Below are 21,617 nucleotides of genomic sequence, written 5' to 3' on the forward strand. Positions count from 1 at the left end.
GAAAAGGGGAACGGCAATCGGTATAAGTTCTTGTCCTTTAACGGTACAAGTTCTTGTCCTCCGACATCAAGCTAAACGGTTTGAATTGTTAGGGGATCAGAAAGACCGTCATGAAAAGCCATTATATTGAAGAATCGTAGATAGTTTCAACTTTTTTATTTTATACATATGTACAAAATACTAGTTTTGTGAAACAGTGCTAATGTTTTAAAGGGCTGCACATGATTTTTAAATCTGTGCAGCCTTTTTTACTTCTACCTGACTTTAATCCGACTAATCCCAGACTACTTCTGTTCCTGCAATAAAGTCGTGTATTGCACGTCGATCCTCACGCATACCAACCATAAAAGCACTCACAATAATTCCGATACCCAACGTTACCGCATACACAAGTCCAGCCACAACAACTCGCATCAGCATCGTACCAATTTTTGGCGATTCATGTGTATCGTATTTACGGATTCGAATTCCACATATACGTTTTCCGATGGTCCGACCATACCAGTAAACTGGTAATAAAATTGAGTATAACGCACTAAATATTTTGGCAATAGGCTCATCCGCATCAAAGTTGCCCGTAAGCACACCTGCAATAATTACTAACGGAATTGAAATAATAAGACTATCCAACACACTTGCTCCTAATCTAATCCAAAAACCTGCTTTATACAAAATGCTTTCCTCCAAACTACAATTTTAAACTAAACAGCTAAATTACTTCACGAACTCCCTTCATAAAATATTTAACTTTATGTACACAACTCAGGTAGTATAACAGAAAATTTTACCTATTGACGATACAACTCCTATATCTTATCAATTGCACCCTTTGTGAATATTATAACAAACTTTCGAGGTTCACTACACCTTACTCTTACATAATCCTTTTTGATAAATGTGGCTTTCGCCTCAAACATCAACACAATAATAATTATGTAAACAAAAAGGCTACTCAACTTTTGTTAAGTAACCTTCTGTTCATTCTGAAATCACTCATAGGGCGTCATTAGGTTCTGTTAACGTTAATCCAAAGTGAACGTTCTAATCCAACTACTTCTGTCCTTCCAAAATCATCGTACCCAGGCGGTCCATAAGCTCCATTCTTCCTATGGCTGTGTAGGAATAGTTGTAGTTATCGACATTGGAAATTTTGTAGATCTTGCCATTCTTCACGGCGTTCATGTTATTCCACACCTTACTGTCTACCATCTTGTTCTCACTATTCTCCATCAACAGCAGACGATCCGGATTAACGGTAACTAGAGCCTCCAGGGCGATCTCTTTGCCTCCCCAACCCTCTGGATCAGGGATACCTTCTGTGCGCTTTAGCCCCCATTCACCGTATAACATCTCGGCTGCACCTTTATTCGAATAGATCACCAGATTATTTGGATATGTTTCGATCACGGCAAATGATTCACCGTTTACAGCTGCCTCCAGTTTTTGTTTCCACTCTGCAGATTTCGCATCATATTGGGCCAAATAGTCCTCTTTCTTACTTTCTTCTTCAAATGTATCTGCCAGGAATGTCAATCTCTCTCTCCAATCATAGTATGAGTAAGGCAATGCAATCGTAGGCGCAATTTTGGATAAGGTTTCATACTGATCCGTGTTAAAATCCTTACCCAGAATAATCAGGTCCGGATTAGCACCCGCTATGGCTTCAATGCTGAACGGGAAACCATACCAGCCCAAATTAACGGTATCTGCACTCAGCTGATCCTTAATGGTTGGCGTGATCTCCTCCGGGTTGCCATAGTCAGCGCTCATCGTCGCTACAGGCGTTTTGCCAAGGATCAATAGCTCTTCTGTCGAGCCGGATAGATCGACAATGCGCTCCGGGCTCAGGGGAATTGTAATCTCTTCTCCATTTGGATTGGTAATCACTTTGGTCGTTGCTTTTACCGTTCCCTCGGAGGGGCTGTTCACTTCGCTGGTCGTCTGGGTTGTTCCACAGGCCGCCAAGGTAAGCATACAGCATAGTGCAATCCATACAGGAATTCGTTTAAACATCGTTGTCAGTCTCCTTTTATATCAGTTCATTTAGCCATATTAGATTTATTTACTTCAGTTCTCTCTATCTCATCGGCCTCATTATCCGTTTACTTTTACCTGCCAGTCTTCCGCATCCTGTTGTAATTGCCACAGACGAGCGTAGATGCCCGAGTAATCTAGCAATTGCGCATGCGTTCCATGTTCTACAAGCTGACCTTGGTTCAATACAAGGATCTGATCGGCATTTTGAATGGTTTTTAATCGGTGTGCAATCAAAATGACTGTCTTGTCGGCCACAAGCTCATTAATCGCTTGCTGCACCGCGGCTTCGTTCTCCGGATCAAGTGAAGCAGTGGCTTCGTCAAGCAATACGATCGATGCATTTTTCAACAAGGCACGTGCAATGGAAATACGCTGTTTCTCCCCACCAGATAACGTCGATCCACCCTCGCCAACAAGTGTATCGTATCCCTGCGGCAGACTGGAGATAAACGCATGACAACAAGCTCTCCGTGCTGCCTCCTCAATCTCGAATTGCGTAGCGTCTTTCTTTCCTACACGAATGTTGTTACCGATCGTATCCTGGAACAGATACACGTCCTGGAAGACCACAGAGATATCCTGCAACAGCTTCTCGGGGTCCATTTGATCAACGGGTCTGCCGCCAATGCGAATGGTTCCTTGCTGTACATCCCAGAAGCGGGCAATGAGACGTGTGACTGTACTCTTACCACTACCGGATGGGCCAACAAGAGCAGTAATGGTATGCGGCTCAATTGTAAAGGACAAGTCTTTTAATACAGGCTGCTGGTCATCATATCCAAAAGTCACCTGGTCGAACGAAATGGCTTGATTAGGCTGTATATCTCCCTTTCCTGCCATCGGAACTTCTTGCTGCACATCCATAATGCGCCTTGCACTATATGCGGAGTATCGCATCTCCCCATAACTCATCAGTACTACCGTTAAGGGTTCAAACACCTTCGTGCCTATCAGCAAAAATAACAGAAATACCGGTAACGACAATTCACCACCTGCAAGCAAATAACTGCCGACCAGAATCATCCACGTCATCCCTGATCGTGCGAGCAACATCGCCCCCATGATCATCGGTCCCATGATGCCTTCCAACCGAATGGAAGCTGATTTCAATTCGTCAAAAGAACGACGCAGTCGTTCAAAACGTTTGCCCCCCATGTTAAGGGCCTTGATCTCACGAATACCGCTCAGGTATTCCTGCAGCCGACTGGCGGCTTCGTTTTTGGCTCGAACATGGTTCTCACTCAGTCGTGCCTGAATGGAATCCGTAAGCCATAACAGAGCCACACCTAAGGGAACCGCAATAAACATGGCTACGGCCATTCTCCAATCCACCAACAGAAGTCCGACAAAAGCAAGCACCGGAAGCACAATTGCGCTGATCAGCTGCGACAGATTGTGAGAGATCGTGTGCTCAACCTGGCCATAATCACTCAGAATTAGATTCGTCAGATCCCCAGGATCACGTTTTCCGAAAAATCCTAGCGACAGATGGCGAATATGTTCGGCCAGTTTCAACCTTCCTGAAGCCGCGAGGCTGTATGCTGCCCGGTAGGTCTTGTCATAGAGTGAAGCGTAAGCCGCATATTCCACCAGAAGCCAGGCAAACAGGATGCAGCAGACAATCCACATTCGATTAATATCCAATCCTTTGTCCGGTTCAGCAAAAGACGTATAGATCGTATTGAATATGTCCACAAGCAACGCCGCAGGAACGATCTTCGCAATCCCGTCCAGAATCGCTGCAATCACCGACGGGACCAGACTACGAGGGTTACCGCCAGATATATTGTATAGATAATTCTTCATCGCACTGTACCTCCAAGTTTCCAGGAAGCTGCACTGATATGGGCCTGCCACATATGCTCATATACTCCGCCCAATGCACGCAATTGATCATGTGTCCCACGCTCAGCAATCGTCCCATTCCGGATCACCAGAATCTGCTCTGCTGCACGAATCGTTGTTAGACGATGAACAATAATCAGTACCGTTTTGCCCTTAACCAATTGGGCCAGACCTTGCTGGATCTTGTGCTCATTCTCTGCATCCGCGTAAGCTGTCGCCTCATCCAGGACAGAATGGGAGCATTTTTGAGCAGCGCCCGTGCTATCGCAATTCGCTGTGCTTCACCGCCGGACAGGTACGTGCCGCCCTCTCCAATTTTGGTGTCATAACCAGCATCCATTTTTTCTATAAACTCATGACAACAGGCTGTTCGAGCCGCAGCTATAACGTCCTGTCGTGAAGCCGATGTATTGCCCATCCGAATATTTTCTTCAATCGTATCGTAGAACAGATGTACATCCTGGAATACAAAGGACACCGTATCCATCAGTTTCTCTGTCCCCATCTCTTGAATCGGAATCCCGCCAATCGTAATCTCACCTTCCTGCACATCCCAGAAACGAAGCAATAGATTCGCAATGGTTGACTTCCCCCCACCCGAAGGTCCGACAAGTGCGGTCATCTCTCCTGCGTTCGCAACAAAATCAATCTGATCAAGCACAGGTTTATACGCTTCGCTCTCCTTTTGTTCATAAGCAAAAGATACCTGCCGAAAAGCAACCTCATATGTATCGGGAACTTTGGGCAACTCAGGTTCTTGTACAACCGGCTCGGCAAACACCGATTCAATCCGTTTCTGTCCTTCCACAATCTCTCGCATCCCACTACCCAGATACATTAACTTCAATAACGGAGCAGATAGACTCGGGGTAATAATCAGAAACAGAATAAACGTAATCGCAAACGACTGATTTCCCGAATCTCCACTCGACAGCAGAATACCCACCGGAACAATAAAGGTAAATAACGAGATCATAATCACAAAAAACAGTCCGTAAGATGTTTTACACAAGTCTGTTATTTTTAATGAAATATCCCGATAACGTGTCACCGCCTGTTTAAACGTCAGAAACGAATCCGCTGTAATCCCAAATACTTTCACTGCAGGCATACCCCTTACGTATTCAACACCCGTCGCATTCATCTCTTCAATGGCAAGTTGAAAATCACGATAAGCCTGACGGCCTCGTTCGCTGCGGAAGAGACGGCTTTGCAGCCAGAACCCGATTCCAATCGGAACCAACAGCGTCAGCGCCATGCGATAATCGAGCCAGAACAGATATCCCAGCAGCATCAACGGAATGACGATTGCACTCACCAGATCCGGCAACTGATGGGCGATGAACTTCTCAATTTTCTCCACACTGACTTCGATGATCTTCTTCAACTCACCGGTTGCCGTCCGGGTGTGATAGCCCATGGGTACTTTGGCAACATGTTCAGCAAGTCTCACTCTGAGCTCGTACAAAATGTTGAACGCAGCGATGTGTGAGCACATCCCCCCGATATAGAGCGCAATTAACCCTGCGATCAGGGCTACGAACGCGACGATCCCCCAATAGATCAACAGATCTCTGTCCATGGCAGAGGGTTGCCCCGCATGAATTAGCAGTTCCTCGACGATCTTGTACACCCCGATAAAAGGAACAATCTGCAACAGACTCGACAGGGTCGAGAAGATACTTGCTGTAATCAGCAGACCTTTGCGCTCCTTCGTTACTTGCATTAGTCCGGACACTTTAGATGTGTTGTTCATCTCATCCCTCCTGATATTAATAATCATTATCAATATAGCAAAGTGCTATATACGCACATTAATATCTCATAGAGCTCTGAATGATCACTACCTCTTCACGGAGCAATAATACCTCTTTACGGATTATTGTTGTCTCACAGCTTCTTATAAGCCATATTGGACATATGACCTCGTCGCTTAACTTGAGAATGACTGGTGAAGTATTTACATTCTCGCCAAGCAAAAGAAGTGTTGTTGGAGAAAGTTTTCGTTTTTTGCTTGTATAGACAAATATGACTTCTTTGATTTGTAACTCCCGTAATATTTTCCATTTAGTATGGATAAATATGTGAAGGAGTTACTTACATCATTAAACTGTCGCCTATGAATCCAAAAGGAAGCCATATTGGATATATGGCTTCATCGCTTAACCTGTGAATGGGCACTCAACTATGAAAAGCTTTCCAGAACGAACCTTCTGTATTAATAATGTCCTTGATCTGGACAAAAGGAATCGTAAACGTTGGAAATCCTGCCGCATAGGGAGCGATATCATATGGATTGAAGTAGAGATGCAGAGCATCCGCTGTAACAAAAAACGGCTGATCTGCACTAATCCCCTTATAAGTGTCCGGAAACACATACGAGTATTGAGGATCATTTTTAATCTGATCCCCTACAATCTGGCTTAACACTTTTACATAGTCACTATTCGATTTAAATAAATCCTTCAGCTCATACAACTGACCATTCGTCAGATTAATGATCGCATAGATCATCGTAGGCATACCATGCGCTGCACCCGCCGGGTAGTTATAACCTGTAAGTTGAAGTTGCAGCAGTTGCTGCTGATAAAACGTAATATCAAAATCCCCTGAATACGTGTAATCCAGCTGCTGATCGGCAGGAATCGGCTTCACCTGCGAGAGTTGCTTCAATTTGGCGTTTAGCGCAAGCTGCTCCGCTTGGTTCGTCAATCCCTCCACCTGAGGATAATATACGAGGTAATCCCTGTTCGGTTTGTACTTCTCTTCGCGTACACGGTACGGCGGATGAAGCGGAACGATCGTATTTTGCCGCCAGATGATCTGTCCAGCCCGATTCACATACGATAAGCGCTGGTCTACATACGCCTTAATCAGATCTGGTGCCACGACTTCCAGCGTACCCGAACCTTCTACATGAGGATACCCCGAAGCAGGTCTTCCACTCAGATCCAGCAGATAAGTCTGTCTTCCATCTGATGCGGACGCGAGACCATTCTTGTAATTGCCCACATCACGATATACGAACTCTGTAAGTCTTCGACCACTAGTGTCAGCAATCGCGTATACAGATCCTATATAAGGCTGCTCCGGATTAATTGCTTGCCCCAGCGCATAACGTTGCTCTCCTAGTTCGCGAATGTCGTTGTAGGCGGGTTGAATGATGAATGACCCCTGCGTATTAATGACGCCGTAGATGGACTTGTAATCCTCCGCTGTATTGACAATCGCTTGCCCGTCGTTAAAAGGAAATGCCGATGAAAACTTGGGCTGAATGCGAATATTCCCCCGCTCGTCGATATACCCATATTTGCCCGAGGCCTCTTTTTGAAATGCGAGCAGTCCATCGCCAAGCGGCCCCACATAAGCATATGGATATGTCGCAATCCGCTGCCCGTTCCGATTGATGAGCGCGTATTCATTATTCTTGATCTGCACAACCGCCTTGCCATCTTGAAAATCGTTCGCTGACGCAAACTGCGCCGGAATCACCTCATTGCCTGAGGCATCCAGATAACCATACAGACTCACCGAACCATCTGCCTGACCAGGATTAGAATCGTAAAATAACGCTCGACCGTCGTTCATATTCGAGATATACGGGTATGCTCGTTTGGTCAGGACCGTACCTTGTTCATTAATCATCTTAAATCCTTGAGCATCGATCACCATCGCCCGTTCTTCGGAAAAGGGGTTGATGGAATCGTATACAGGTTGAACCACATATTGACCATTCAAATTAATAGCACCGGCACGACCATCCTTGACCACAACAGCCAATCCATTGGGCTGAAACTCATGGGCGTCATCCAGCACTGGTTCAAGCCGAACATGTCCCTGTGCATCCATATAACCCCAGCGGGTGCCGCTTGTTGTTCGAACGGAGATCGGATATAACCATGTCGCTACCCGAGCATGGCTTATCGGGACCATCGCCTGCTTGATTTTCTTTTCCAACTCAAGGAGTACCTCTCTGGAAGGATAAGCTTCCGGGAAGCTGAGTGCTTTTTGAACTGAAGCGAGTGCTGCCGGATACTGACCCGCATGATACTGAGCATCCGCAAGGTAATACCAGTAAAAGATATAATCAGGATAATGCTGAGTTAGTTGTTCATAATATTGCACCACTTTCGGATAATAGGCTGCATATACGTCCGATGCAGGAACCCATTTCCCATTTTGCCATCGGATAATCTCCACGCGATAGGCTTCCCCTGTATCGTGAATCCACAGGGCAATTTCCACCTTGCCATCTCGGCCATGCGGACCGGGCATATCTATAATCTCTGCATAGCTATAGTATTGATCGTCAGGTGCCAGATCTTTGAGTCCAGATTCAGTCCACTCATATACGGCAAGCTTAGACCAGATCGCACCAATCCGCCACCCGATGATGAGATTATTCCTTGCCGTTGAAGTTACTGGGGCTGCGGTCATTAGAGTCACCCCGTACCCCAATCCCTTAATTAGAGCCATTTTGATCCAGTGTCCTTGATAAAATTTTAGAATAAGCAAGTATAGCTCACCATTCAACTGGTAGACTGTAGCAATCTCCGGCAAACCATCCCCGGTAAGGTCTGCCGCGTAGATCGCTGGATGTTTGACAGGTTTATCAATAGTGACGACCGTTGCACCAGCCGGAATATGTTGATTCACAATTTGTGTTAATAGCGGTTCGCTCATGGACATCTTAGTTTCCTCCCTTATGACCGCATTCGCCTAATGGTATGCGTCATAAATCGGGATATGACATGTAATTCATTTCTAGGTCTTTCATCATCGTTTGCATAGAAGGTTAGCAGTTAACTGTTTCACTTTTTATATTATTTATCCTGCAAAATTACTTTCTGCCCATTCAGTAGCAGGTAACTCACATCGTTCACCGGAATGGTTGTAGGGGATATCCACTTGATGAGATCCTGTTCCAGTTGGAGGAAACCTAATGCAGCATTTAATGAAGTACCATCCTTCATATGCACTTCAATACTCAGATCCTCCATCCGAATCTTGCTCAGTGCCTCACCTGTAAGGGTAACGCCAACGGCAGACACAGTAACATTTACCTGTAAGCCCCCATATGCATTGAGGCGAGTGTTTCCCACTTTACTTAAAGCATGTTGACTCAAGTTAAAAGTGGTTTTCCATTTCCCTTGAACAACTTCACTAATACTCGTAAAACTGCCTTGAAGTCTCAGCTTATCTAAATCGTCAACAGCAGACAGATCATACACAAACTCCTCATAATCTCCTCCATACCCGACCCCATCTTTCATATAATGTCCATAGCTAACGGAATATTCAGGTATATCGAGCATTTGACCTTGCTCATCCGTGAAGTAGAAATATCCATGATTATACTCGCCTATCTCATTATCCGGATTAATCTGAATGTGTAACTTGCCCTCCACAAAACCTATATTAGAAATATGCATCCAATCAATACCCTCAACGGGGACATTCGTTACATCTTGATGCAGTACCGGAATTGGATCATTTTCCAAATGAAAATCGGTTTTACCTCCCAAGCCACTTATACGATCTTGATCCACGATATCATAGTTATTGTTTTGCTTTTCTTGTAACAACTGCTCCCAGTCCACTTGTACGTTGTAACCATCTTGTCGAGATGCACCCGACATCAGCGTATTAATCTGAACGGTAATTCGATTTTTGCTGACTTTTCCTTGAATGAGGAATCGGACAATAGCCGTTTTATTAGCTTCATCATAATGAATAATCTGAGCGTTGTTTGCATTACCTCCGGTGACCCTGTAATCATATACATCCAGCGTCTCGTCAATACGTTGACCCGTCAGATCTGACAAAGAAACATAGATTTCCGTTGTATCTCCGTCCCTTACAGCACCAATAATCTCCATACGAATCCCTTGATCTTCACTCACCTGATGAACAGGCTGAAGAATGCCAATCCGATCTGCCCCCAGAAAATGAAGAACAGAAGACAGGTCAATGATCCCAACCGATGCAGCTGCCCCTGTAACCAGACATAACGATAACGCAGCGGTTATAGGAATATAGATGGCTTTGCGATACCTTTTTCTTTTATTCCTGGACTTCTTGGTCTGTACCGATGAATCTATAGATGAATCTGGTCTCAACTTAGGTCTGGTTTCATGCAAAACCAACTTATCATAGAACAACTTTTTAATATTCTCGAGGTTCTTCTCTGTAAATTGTTTTTCGGATTCTCCCATAGGATCACCTCCTTTATTTCCTGTTCATCCACCATGTTTTCAATCGTTGCCTGGAACGATACAGCTTGTTATGAACTTGCCTGACGTGCATGGACAATGCTTCCGATATCTCATGGGGTCTCTGTCCTTCATAAAAACGACGTTTCATAATCTCACGTTCCGGTTCGGGAAAAGATTCAATCATTTCATTAAGTTCCGTATACGTCTCCTTACTGACCACCTGAACCAACAAATCTTCCGTTTGCACCGAATGAATCTCCTCTTCATATGTAAGCTCAGATCTTCGATTAAGTTTCCGGTAGCGATCAATCGCTTTATGTTTTGTGATGGTCGCGAGATAATTTTTCAGGCTACTTCGCCAGGATTGAAATGCATCCGGATTCTGCCAAAAAGCAAAAAATGTATCTGCTACGCATTCTTCAATCTCTTCTGTCGATGCATGATACAGGATGGAATGAGCAATCTTCCATAACAAACCTGCATAGTGGTTCATCACCCATTCCATGGCCTCAGGATCACGATTCGCTACTGCCCTTCTTATTTGTTCTTCTTCCACGATTACGTGCGCCCTCCCTTCCATGCTAGATATGATCACGAAATGCTCGTGTTGATCAGCGCTTCCTACCTATATTCGTTGAGAAGATGACGTTTACTTACTTCTACGATAAAAAAAGATTTGCAGTGGCCTTAGCCTTCCGCAAATCTTCTTATATTTTATAATACATCTTATCAAATAAATCTTATTGTCCTCATATACAGTGGTTCTTCCACTAACCCATGCTATGCTTCTTCTTGTACACTGAGCTGTACATATTGGGTGAGACGACAATACTGAAATAACAACAGTTCTTCATCACCTTGACCAAGAGCCACCCTACGCCCTTCCTCGATAACGTGATTCAGCAATTCATGAAGGAAGCTCATCTGCAAACGTAAGGATTCCGCTGCGAGCTGCTCAAGTAACTCAATATCTCGGACCGTAAACTGGGATAACCCGCGCAGCAACAACTCTTCTGACCAGCTGTTGATCTTCTGCATGAAATGATCATATTCTTCCAAGTCTACCCATCCTTCCAGTGCCTGTATCCAGTTTCAGACTGAGCATCGTTTGACCCTTCAGGAAACTGACCGGGCAGACCCGTTTGGGTTCCACACGAACAAAGGCATAAAAGTGTTCAAGCGATTGGGAACCATATCCTGACTCCAGTCTTTGGATCATCGTCTGCCAGTCCGTTGAATACGGAAGAGTGAGTGCCAATCGTTCTCCTTCGGAACTCTCGACCGTCAGGACAAGATCCTGCGTTTGTTTGACAAAACGATGATCCACGATGCGAGCAACTTTGATCATGGCCAGTCGTTCTTTAGGAGCAGCAAACAAGTCAAACGATCGTGATTCCTCTCGAAGTATAGAAGAGACATCTTGCATGTACTTGCCCATATTCAATGTTTCTACACCCGTTCGTGGCAATATCTCAAGCTTTGCACCTTCCCCGGAAGATATCCGTCGTTCTTCATTCACTTTCACCGAATGGAATTGAACTTCTTCCCCTGCGAACTGGCGAAAGGTCAGATGTGGCAACCACGGTGTGAATGCACCATAATGTTCTGTATACGAGAACTGCTGATCGTCATAATACACAGCACGCACATCGCTATACGTGTAGATTTCCTCATCATCAAAACAATAAAAGTAGTATGTGATTCCACGGAACCCGGATCGTGTCTCCCACGCATCAGCCCCCAGTCCATATAGATGGAGTGAAGGAACAGCGAAATATTTACTGCGAAAACTGCCAATAAGCTGGCTCTGCTGAATGGCAGACACCTTTTTCTCTTCAAGAACCTGGAGCGCAAGATACAGCTTGCTCACCCGATCCAGCATGGATTGCATGGAGAAACGTACATGCCTGTTAAAAAACAACTGTAGTTCTCCTTGAATCCCTCGTAAATTGCGTTCTATATCAGGCAGATTACCACTATGGGCTGCGATTGCCAAAGTCTCCAGTTGGGCCATATAGGACTGAGGAATACGGGCCAGTCCCGTCTTCAACAATGCTGCCAGCATAACGCGACATTCCTGCACCGTCTGAAGAGAGAACTTGGCTTCGTACACCCGTCCACTTAATGCATCCGAATCATCCAGGCCTTTTAGGTTCCGGTACCGTAGCAAAGCTTCAAGCTTGGCCATTTTCCCAGCTGTCTGCTGCACCTTACATCGTGCTTTTGCAAGGTTCGGTTCCTCCGTAAAAGACACTTCGATATTCTGATTGGTCAGATGCACCGTAAGAAGTGAATCTTCAATGATTTTAATTTCTTCTGGGTACCTTAATCGGAACACGACTTCCTCAACCATGGAAGAACTATACGATTTAATTAACGCTGTAAGGTCAGACTCCGTCATCCAGCGAAAACGAGACTCGATCTCACGAGACACTGAATGCGGAACTTCGCTTGGATCGTCCACGTTTGATACTACGTTTGACACTGAGTCTGTTACGGATAGGTCTTTTGGTACGTCCAAAGGATCATTATCCGATATCCCTGGTTCCTTATCCAGCGCATGCTTCTCGTCCGCACTCATCGAATCCTCTGACGAATGTTTCCGTTGATCATATAGTATGGCAATCAGTACATGCTTGCATATATGGTCTGACGGACAGGAACAATCCCAATGATCCAGCGTATTTTCGAGCGTACAGTGTGTCCCGTCACTGAGCTGGCAACTCACGGATGATTCGTTCCATGTGTACGTTACACTCACACCGTTGTCCAACTCTTTCAAAGACCTTTTGTACAACCCCTTGTTGGCATAACGAATCAGATAATCCTCTGTACACAGCTTCGAAAAGCTTCGGAATTTCTCCTTAAATCCACTCACTTCATCAACGCCCCGTTGCTCTTAGAATGTCATAGATCGTTTCACTGAACACCCGACCTGGAACGTTGCCCAGAGCAATGGATTTGTTGTCACCATAGTAATAATATTGCTTGTTATTCGGTTTGAAGAAATGCAGGGAGTCCAGTGTAATGTCATCCAATCCCTCGTAATACGTGATGCTCGTACCGCTGAATTGCAATTCTGCAACAAGATCTCCGTACTCTTTATAAAATTCATGATACCAGCCGCCATCTTGTGCCGGTCCTTTGATCCAACCGTATTTCTCCAGTGCTTTAGGGAATGCCGTTGGCGAGAAATCAGACTCGGGCAGACGATCATATTCGTTCTTCGTTTTATCTTCATCTTCAGGCTGATGAATCTCGCGATTCAGTTGTTCGAATGGCTGCTTGATCTCGTAATCCTCCAACTGCGTTGCCCAGCCTTCGAGTGTGGACTGATCCAGTTCCAGCGGGTGTACGAGTCCAACCAGCCTATCTGAAGGCAGATCAACCTCATCTTCATCCACGGTATTGAATGTACCATCCTCCATATAACGGAACGTGCTGAGCAGAACGCCATTCTCATACGTTCCCCAGATCAGACCGACAGCGAATTTTTGCATAATTACATTTTGTACAAACAGGGCTTTCCACTCATCGGCAGACCATAGACGTTGTTTGGACAATGACTCTTCCAGACGTTGTGCCTGAATGCTAACCATGGATTTGAGATCTTTTTTCAGTTGCGTGAAACGCGCCTTGGACTGGGCTGCCAATTCAGCATCATCTTTCTGTGCAGGAGCAGGCAGACTCTTCACGGATTTGCCCGTTTCTTCATTCAAGACAACGACTTGCAAGTCTCCATTCACCTTAATCAGGAAGGAACGCTCACCATAGCTAAGCTGCATGGTTCCTTTTTCATCAAAACCAAGCGTGGTGACCAACCGATCTTCCAGTTGTTCAGCGGTAAGTCCCATATTATCCGCGGCAAGCTGCAACGCTTCTTCTGCTGCACCTTTCACCTGGCGGTTCTTCACGCCACGTTTGATCTTGTCAATCGCCATAAGAGCAGATGGATCTTTCAGATAAGCGAGTACTTTCACAGCATCTGCTGCAATAGCCCCACGACTATTTTCCGTCCACTCCTTAATTTGCGGAGCCAGTATATGAACAATCTGAATATCGCCATAGAGTGCTGAAACATACATCACCCACTTTTCTTTCGCGGGGGCACCTTCTTGAATCCATACCTGGAGCAGTTCACTTGCAAAACGAGCGAGCGATGCCTCACTTACGTAATCCCGTAATTCATTCAATCGTTCATTGGGCCCGGAGGTATGATCCAACGATTGGACCAAAGCATACTGCTTAATCCGATCATCCAAAGGCTGATTATCTTCAATACGTTTTAGGGAAGGGAGATCTTTCAAGGACAACCAGCTCAGTCTCGACAGCTTTTTGGCATCTGCCTGATCAGCGAGTGCAGCGTGGGCATACTCCGGACTTAGATCTGCGGTATCCAGCAGAATTTGGATCAGACTCTTCCACTCGTCGGACTTCTCATCCTTCAAAAGATCACGGTACAGTTCCTTGCTGTTCTCGAGACTGCGAATAGCAGTCAGAGCCATCTCTTTGATACCCACCTTTTTCTCCGAGCGGTAGATAAGCGAGTATAACTCTTCATCAGGCATCCGGTTAAATTCAGCAAGCGCCACACCGTTGGCCTTCTTCGACGAATCCTGCAATCCGGCACGAATCGCTTCAGATAACTGTTTTTTGGGCAGTTCCTGACGCTGCTCAAAGGTGATTTCCAATACGAGAATACGAGTGTCTGTTGGAAGTTTTTTATACTGTTTCAGCGCATATTCAAGATTCTGCTGAATGATACGGCGATACTCATCCTTGGGCATTGAATTGTATCTATAATCCGTCATGCCGTTGAGTGAAATGAGACTGGTCAACAGTTTCTCAAGCTGTATCTCAGGGTCTTGACCATAACGTTGAAGAAGCTTTTCACCACTAAATGCATAGGATCGATACATGTCTGAGACGATATCCATGGTCCAATCAGGATAAGTAGCCATAACGACGAACCGGCGCATTGCCTCTGATTCCTCAGGAAGGAAGCTGATGGCAATTAAACTCTGAATACGTTTTTTGTCACGATTCAGGTTATTGAAGAGACCGCGGCTGTTTGGATCGTTCCAGTATTCCTCCAATGAAGTTTTACCTTCCAGATACCGTGCGATGGCCAGACCACTGCGTCCACCATCCAATGGCTCTCTTAGTACAGCATAGACGGCTTCTTCAATGGTTCCTTCAGCTTCAGGAAGCTCGAGTCCACGATCCCCCATGATCTTGTGTATCACAAGCTTGAGATACGGGGTTTTGAGCAGCTTATATGCTCGTCTTGATCGATCAGGCTCACTTGCAATGGCTAACTGCAGGTTGGGCCAAGATATAGTGTACATGTTAAGTTCGTAATTGATTAGCTCGATCAGCTGGTATGGTTCATCGATCGGAAGAAGACCCGTAAACAGGTTGTCTACATTTTTGGCTCTGGAATCCAAACTCAGTAGGTACATGCGCATTTCGAAAGGATAGATCTCATGCAATTGATTGATTACTTCCAGTAAAACCTGTCCCGTTTCCCCTTTGTTCTCAAGGAACCGCTCTTTCCCGCCAGTGATGTTAATCAAATATAATAACGAACTGCTTAGCAATATCATCGTTTGGTGAAACACATTTTGCGACAACTGATCCTTTTTATTTAATGCTGTATTCGGATATTGCTCTGCAATCAGTTGATCCCGTTTTTGTTGAAGGAATTCCGGATCCAGATCACGGACAGATTGCATAGAACGGCTCTGGACAGAGCATACAACCAGTGGTTCTATAAGCTTATGTAACGTTGGACGAAGCTGTTCTGCATCGTTAACGAGTACAAGTTGAAGTACCTTGTGCAGGTTTTGACTGAGTAATTGTACTTGTTCAGCCTGTGAGTTCATGCCTTCCAATTTGGAATACAGGTTCAAAAGTAACAAAGCGTCAATAATTTCCCCCTGGTGGTTTCCATAACCATTTCCTTTTTTGGATTCAACAAAGGTCTTAACGAGACCTAGCCTGCTTTTTAATTCCTCCAGAATTTCTTTCTCGCCGGCAAACTGACGAATTTTCTCCAAGCGGAACAGTAAATCACCCATTCGATCCTGGCTTTTGCTCTTTCCGCTTAATCCGTAAACTGCTGATTCAGGTCCGATACAGATCGTGAAACCATCTGTTCTCCACGAATTACGTCTGGAATACTGAGATTCCAGATGAATGACAATAGCCCCTGCCCGGAAAAATATATCTCCATCATCTTTCTTGGCAAGCTTCATAAGTGCTTCAGTCGTATAGTAGACATAATGAGTGGAATTACCCATCATTTCAGGAAACTTGTCCGTCGTTCCGAGGACATAATCAATGATTTCCTGACTCCGGTCCGTTTTGAGCGAGTAATCGTTCGAACACATTTCAGCAAACTTCTCCACCAAAGTCTCTATTCCACGGTCTGCAGTAAGCATTACACATTCCTCCTTGAATTTAAGTGATGATCTCGCCAATCCAATCCGCGAGTTCGTTAGGCGTAATCGCTGCTACATGCGCTCCCATATTCGTTAACGTCTGTGCTGCGTGTTTGTTATAGACGGAATCCCCGTTAAAATCGAGTGCGGTGAGAACCAGCAGCTTGCATCCTGCATCGATGATATCTTTACAGGCTTTGTACATCTGCGCAATCGGGTACCCTTCCTCCAGATCACTGACCAGAATAAAGATGGTTTTGCCCGGATTATCGATTAGCGTCTCGCCATATCGCATCGCTTTGGTAATATGTGTTCCCCCGCCCAGCTGTACATTCATGAGCACATCGACAGGGTCTTCCAGTCTGTCGCTCAGATCAACAACCTGCGTATCAAATATGAATAATTGGGTGCGCAACGCATTCAAGCGATAGAAGATACTGGCCATCACCGAACTGTAGATGACTGAATCCAGCATACTGCCACTTTCGTCCACACCAATGATGATGTTCCATTTGTTATGCGGCTGTATATTCCCATCGAAATACAGACGATCAATCACAAATCTGCGCTTGTTTTTATCATAATTCTTCAGATTCCTGGTGATGGTTCGTTTGAAATTCAGATTGCGCAAGGATCGTACTGAACTGGAGGTATAGCGACTGCGCTTGCCCATGATACTGGCTCGGGTCTGAGACTCCAGCTTGCTGCGGAGCTCTTCAACCACAGTTCGCACGATCTCCTTGGCGCTCTTTAACACCTCGCCTTTCATCCGACCTTTGAACTGCATAATGTTCTTGAGCAGATTCATGTTGGGTTCAAGGGATTCCAGCAGCTTTTTATCCGTTAACAATTCTGTCAGCCCATAACGGTCAAGTGCCTGCTTCTCCAATATTTCTACCGTTGGTTTGGGGAATAGGTCCCTGACCTTGTGCAACCATTTCGGTACAGTCAGGTTAGACGCACCGCGTCCGCCCTCTTTTCGGTAACCTTGTTCCTCACCGTATTCACGGTTATACAGATAACCCAGAATCTCATCCATTTCCGTATATTGAAATTCAGCCGACGTATATTGGTCTGTATTGCACAACCCTTCTTCGGCGGATTCACCGAGAATCAGACGCCATCGATTCAAGGTTTCAACAGACTGTCGAGACTCTCGGTTGCTTCCATCCGAATTGGAGATTTCGTTTGTTTCTCCGGTTTCTTCCGTAATCCGTTTCGCTTCATTCATATTAGCTTCCATGCGGCGAACTCCTTTCGAAGCGCTTCATCCCATGCTTTGGATTGAATGAGCATCTGCTCATTTACCGCAGGCCTTAACATCTCCTCCGGTTCAACCTGATGCAGACTTGCCACACGCTCAGCAATTAAACCCGTCTCCATTGGTGTAAAGTAGGTAAATGCCAGCCGCAATTCCGGTACCATGCTGATGAAGTCGTCGTATGACAGCTGTTCAATCAGATAGTTCAACTCGGACAACAGCTGATCTTCATATAAAAAAGCGTCGCGTGCTACAGAGAACACTCCCTGTAAAAAAAGCGCCGTTTGACGGGTCTGATCCGGTGTTCCACGGATATACCCGCGTGCGCGATCAACAATCTCTTCCTTGGGCCTGTCACCGAGTCCTGAGGAGATAGCCACACACACACCCTCCAGTTGAGCCGGAAGCTGGTGATCAGACAGAAGTTCGCTCAGGTGAATTCGGAATGTCTCATCCTGAAAATGCTCCTCTGATGACTCCGCGAGCATGGCTAGCAGCTTCAGTCCCTGAATAATGGCTTCATGTTCATCCGGATTGGCTCTGGAGAGCTGTAGCAGTTTGTCTACAGCATTCCTGTAAGCTTCGGATACCAGATCAGGGAGATGTTGCTCGTCAGACAAACCCAAAAGTCTCTGGTGCTGATGAATTCGGTTCAAGACATGCAGACTGTTACATAAGGACAGGAAATTCCCGTCGGTTCTCAGCGCTGAGCGGACCTGTTCATAGAGTTTCATCGCTGTGTCCTGAAGCCCCATTAATAGCGCTTGAAGCATCAATCGCGCAAGTTCACCACTGTGATGGTCCGGTACTTCCTGCATTTGCTCTTCCATTTTGCGTGTGGCCGCCCCTGCAAGCGTTCCGCCATAGAGGGAGTTCTCTATCAATCTGGCTTCAATGCGGGATGAGTACATATAAACCCAGGTTTCGCGTACGAGATTCATGTCACGCTCTGCAATCCAGTCCGGCCCGGATTGTCGTTTGGCGAATTCTGGAACCAGATACGTGATACATTGAAACAATTGGCTTATCTGGCGATGCCCCGGTTTCGCATACAGATCCAGTACTTTCTTGTGTTGTCCTGTTGTGCGAATCTGCAGTTTGTACCCTGTACAACGCGCCTTGAAATCCTCCACGATTGGAATACTGAATGAATTGGGAGCCACGCTTCCAATGACGTCTCCTGTCAATAGCTGCTGCAGCTCTTGCAGCGGTTTATCGGTCGCCAAGGTAAGCTCCCCCTTCACGAAGGAAGAGAGTGCTGCATCCATCAACTCATAGACGCCGCCTTCCCTTTTACCCCGAAGCCCCGCAAGGCCCTGCATCATGCTGTACGCCTCAATCGCATCACTGGTTGATACATGTTCGTGACCATCCCGTAATTGGCGCATCAGCCGGGATAACAAGTCCAGAGCCGTTAGATTATACGGTGTACTCTTTTTGCGAAGCAGCTGGTTCCAGATCTGATCGTAATAATTCACATAAGGCATGCCGCTCGCATAACCATTAAGCCGATCTGCTTCAGCAAAGGTATAGACCATCGGGTACATCTGTTGATGAACCGCAGTTGGATCTACCGCCTCTTTTGGACACGTATCTTGTCCAACCCAACGTTGATCCGCTCCTTGTTTATCCATCTTCGACCGTTCCAAGTCCGATTCATTTTTTTCAGACATCAACAGTCCATACGTATGAAATCCACCGGTAATGACAAGCACACGGTCATGCTCCTCTACCGCTTGTTTAATACATTGTCTCATATGTGCTTCCCTTGCCAGATCACCTGTAGATTGTAATCGTTCCGTGGAATAGCACATTCGGGATAACGTACAATACGTGAATACATCTTGTACGAACTCCTGAGTGGATTTCTCCAGACCGCCAATTTCAAACACTTTTTCCCACAATTCATCAAAACTGCGGCAGTTTGTTTTTTGGCACAACCGGCTAATGAACTCAGACCCTGCTAGCAAGGTTTCATCCTGGATGGAAATCTCCTTTTGTTCTGTCTGCCCGGACTTGGAAGCACGACTGGAGAAATGACGATAATCCAAGTCAATAAACTTTGCCGGAATGTCCAGACGCGCTGCTTCTTTCAACGCGACATATTCAGGAGAATAACGAAGCATCGGGTAATAGCAGGCTTCTCTCTCCAATTCACTCTCATAGGTATAGTACAGGCTGACAGGAGGTATGGTTGCCTCATCACTGAGCACTGAAATTAACAGATTACCGCTCTCCGGTCCTTCAATCAAAATGATATCCGGCTTGTACTCGCCAATTAATCGTAACAAGTGATACGAACACGCAGGGCTGTGATGTCGTATTGGATAATAGACCGTATGATTACTCAGGTTATATACCTGAGATTCGAACAAGGATTGTAGCTGATCAACATCAGGGTCCAGTACTGCTGTTAACCGATCCATTTTCTCTCCTCATAATAGTCCTTCCACATTCCTTCTTCCCTGGAACGCTCTTTTACGACCTTGGAGAAGTAGGTTTTGAGAATGGACAGATCTTTGTCATTTTCCTTCGCAATGGTCCCCAGCATGTTCTGCACCAACCGATCCAGCGCAATAGCCTTATCTTCGTAATAATAGGAGGTCATCGCACTCTGGACATAGACAGACACCGCCTCCGCCGTGCTCATCGATGCTTGAGGGGTATCCAGCTTATAACCTTCCCGTGTCATGCCGGTACGCAACTCCATGAATGTCGTAGCCAACAATTCAACCACATCCGAGTTAATGTCAATCTCAATTCCACTATGTAATAACAGGCTTCGTGCCTGGGATTCAATAATTTTGGCTTCCATCTTCACGTTATGAATGGGCTTGATCGTTTCGAAATTGAACCGACGTTTCAACGCACCACTCATTTCATTTACACCTTTATCCCGAATATTGGCTGTAGCAATCACGTTAAATCCCGGTTGGGCAAACAGTACACCGCCGTCCAATTCAGGAATGCTCATGACCTTGTCACTGAGAATACTGATCAGACTATCCTGCGCCTCAGCGGAACAACGTGTAATCTCTTCAAATCGGGTAAGAATGCCTTTCTTCATTCCGTTATATAACGGAGATGGTACAAGCGCGGCTTCCGAAGGACCTTTATCAAGCAGCATGGCATAATTCCATGAGTACTTGATCATATCTTCCGTTGTGCCTGCCGTACCTTGAATCGTATTCAGACTGGTTCCGGAGATCGCTGCGGTCAGCAGTTCGCTAAGCATGGTTTTGGCGGTACCGGGTTCTCCCACGAGCATTAACCCCCGATTGCCTGCCAGAGTGACCACTGCACGTTCAATCAGCACATCATTGCCATAAAATTTGCGGGTAATCGGGATCTCTTCTCCATTCAAAATGGCAGGCTTATCCCTGCCAATAATGAAATCGCGCACATAGGCGGGAGATAACAGCCAGTTGGGGGGACGTTTCCCCTGATCCTCCTCTCGCAGTGCACGTAATTCTGACTCGTATAATATCTCGGCGGGTGGTTTAAGCATCGTCAAGGTGTCTCCTCTCACATAAACAGATCGTATGTTCTTATTCCTATCATTTTATCACAGCACTCCAACAACTACCCGGTAAAACGGTAAAAATGGTTGAAACGTCCTTCTTATCAGCACTTTTCCTAAGTCCATGGACATAGCCTCTAGCACAAATATGAAGGTGAAATATTGATAGAGTCGTGCCCACACTCTGGTTTCGGCCCCGAATAAGTACCTTATTGCAAATGTGTTCGTATTGTAGGCCATATGACCTTATGATTCATTACACTTCCCGTATTGTGTTTCAACCAAATGAAGCCGAA

Annotated in this window: 12 protein-coding genes and 1 pseudogene; all 13 read right to left on the bottom strand. The window is 45.6% G+C overall.

Annotation, left to right across the window (positions count from 1 at the left end):
* Positions 1–273 precede the first annotated feature (273 nt).
* Positions 274–672, bottom strand: a complete 399-nt coding sequence (locus tag M1D71_RS15770; protein WP_458122730.1) for an RDD family protein — start codon at positions 670–672, stop codon at positions 274–276.
* 378 nt (positions 673–1,050) lie between these two features.
* A complete protein-coding gene (locus M1D71_RS15775; RefSeq protein WP_458122731.1) occupies positions 1,051–2,013 on the bottom strand; it encodes an ABC transporter substrate-binding protein in 963 nt (320 codons plus the stop codon).
* 81 nt (positions 2,014–2,094) lie between these two features.
* Positions 2,095–3,843 (bottom strand): ABC transporter ATP-binding protein, encoded by a 1,749-nt coding sequence (locus M1D71_RS15780; protein WP_458122732.1) that lies wholly within the window; start codon positions 3,841–3,843, stop codon positions 2,095–2,097.
* Positions 3,840–5,638 (bottom strand): annotated as a pseudogene (locus M1D71_RS15785) (ABC transporter ATP-binding protein). The gene M1D71_RS15780 and the pseudogene M1D71_RS15785 overlap by 4 nt, the downstream one beginning before the upstream one ends.
* Before the next feature lie 425 nt (positions 5,639–6,063).
* Positions 6,064–8,571: a WG repeat-containing protein gene (locus M1D71_RS15790; protein ID WP_458122733.1), complete on the bottom strand. Its 2,508-nt coding sequence runs from the start codon at positions 8,569–8,571 to the stop codon at positions 6,064–6,066.
* 134 nt (positions 8,572–8,705) lie between these two features.
* On the bottom strand, positions 8,706–10,097 hold the full coding sequence (locus M1D71_RS15795) for a hypothetical protein (RefSeq protein WP_458122734.1): 1,392 nt from the start codon (positions 10,095–10,097) through the stop codon (positions 8,706–8,708).
* Between the two features lie 13 nt (positions 10,098–10,110).
* A complete protein-coding gene (locus tag M1D71_RS15800) occupies positions 10,111–10,653 on the bottom strand; it encodes a sigma-70 family RNA polymerase sigma factor (RefSeq protein ID WP_458122735.1) in 543 nt (180 codons plus the stop codon).
* Positions 10,654–10,877: 224 nt separating this feature from the next.
* Positions 10,878–11,156 (bottom strand): hypothetical protein, encoded by a 279-nt coding sequence (locus M1D71_RS15805; protein WP_458122736.1) that lies wholly within the window; start codon positions 11,154–11,156, stop codon positions 10,878–10,880.
* Complete coding sequence (locus M1D71_RS15810) at positions 11,143–12,975, bottom strand: hypothetical protein (RefSeq protein ID WP_458122737.1); 1,833 nt, start codon at positions 12,973–12,975, stop codon at positions 11,143–11,145. The genes M1D71_RS15805 and M1D71_RS15810 overlap by 14 nt, the downstream gene beginning before the upstream one ends.
* 4 nt (positions 12,976–12,979) lie before the next feature.
* The gene (locus M1D71_RS15815) at positions 12,980–16,540 is read right to left on the bottom strand and encodes a DUF4132 domain-containing protein (RefSeq protein ID WP_458122738.1); all 3,561 of its coding nucleotides are present in this window, start codon (positions 16,538–16,540) and stop codon (positions 12,980–12,982) included.
* A 19-nt stretch (positions 16,541–16,559) separates the two neighbouring features.
* A complete protein-coding gene (locus tag M1D71_RS15820; RefSeq protein WP_458122739.1) occupies positions 16,560–17,783 on the bottom strand; it encodes a VWA domain-containing protein in 1,224 nt (407 codons plus the stop codon).
* Positions 17,768–20,227: a DUF5682 family protein gene (locus tag M1D71_RS15825; RefSeq protein ID WP_458122740.1), complete on the bottom strand. Its 2,460-nt coding sequence runs from the start codon at positions 20,225–20,227 to the stop codon at positions 17,768–17,770. Before M1D71_RS15825 ends, M1D71_RS15820 begins: the two co-directional genes overlap by 16 nt.
* Positions 20,215–21,315: an ATP-binding protein gene (locus M1D71_RS15830; RefSeq protein WP_458122741.1), complete on the bottom strand. Its 1,101-nt coding sequence runs from the start codon at positions 21,313–21,315 to the stop codon at positions 20,215–20,217. The genes M1D71_RS15825 and M1D71_RS15830 overlap by 13 nt, the downstream gene beginning before the upstream one ends.
* Between the last annotated feature and the right edge of the window lie 302 nt (positions 21,316–21,617).

It is taken from the genome of Paenibacillus sp. Z3-2, from assembly GCF_054161325.1.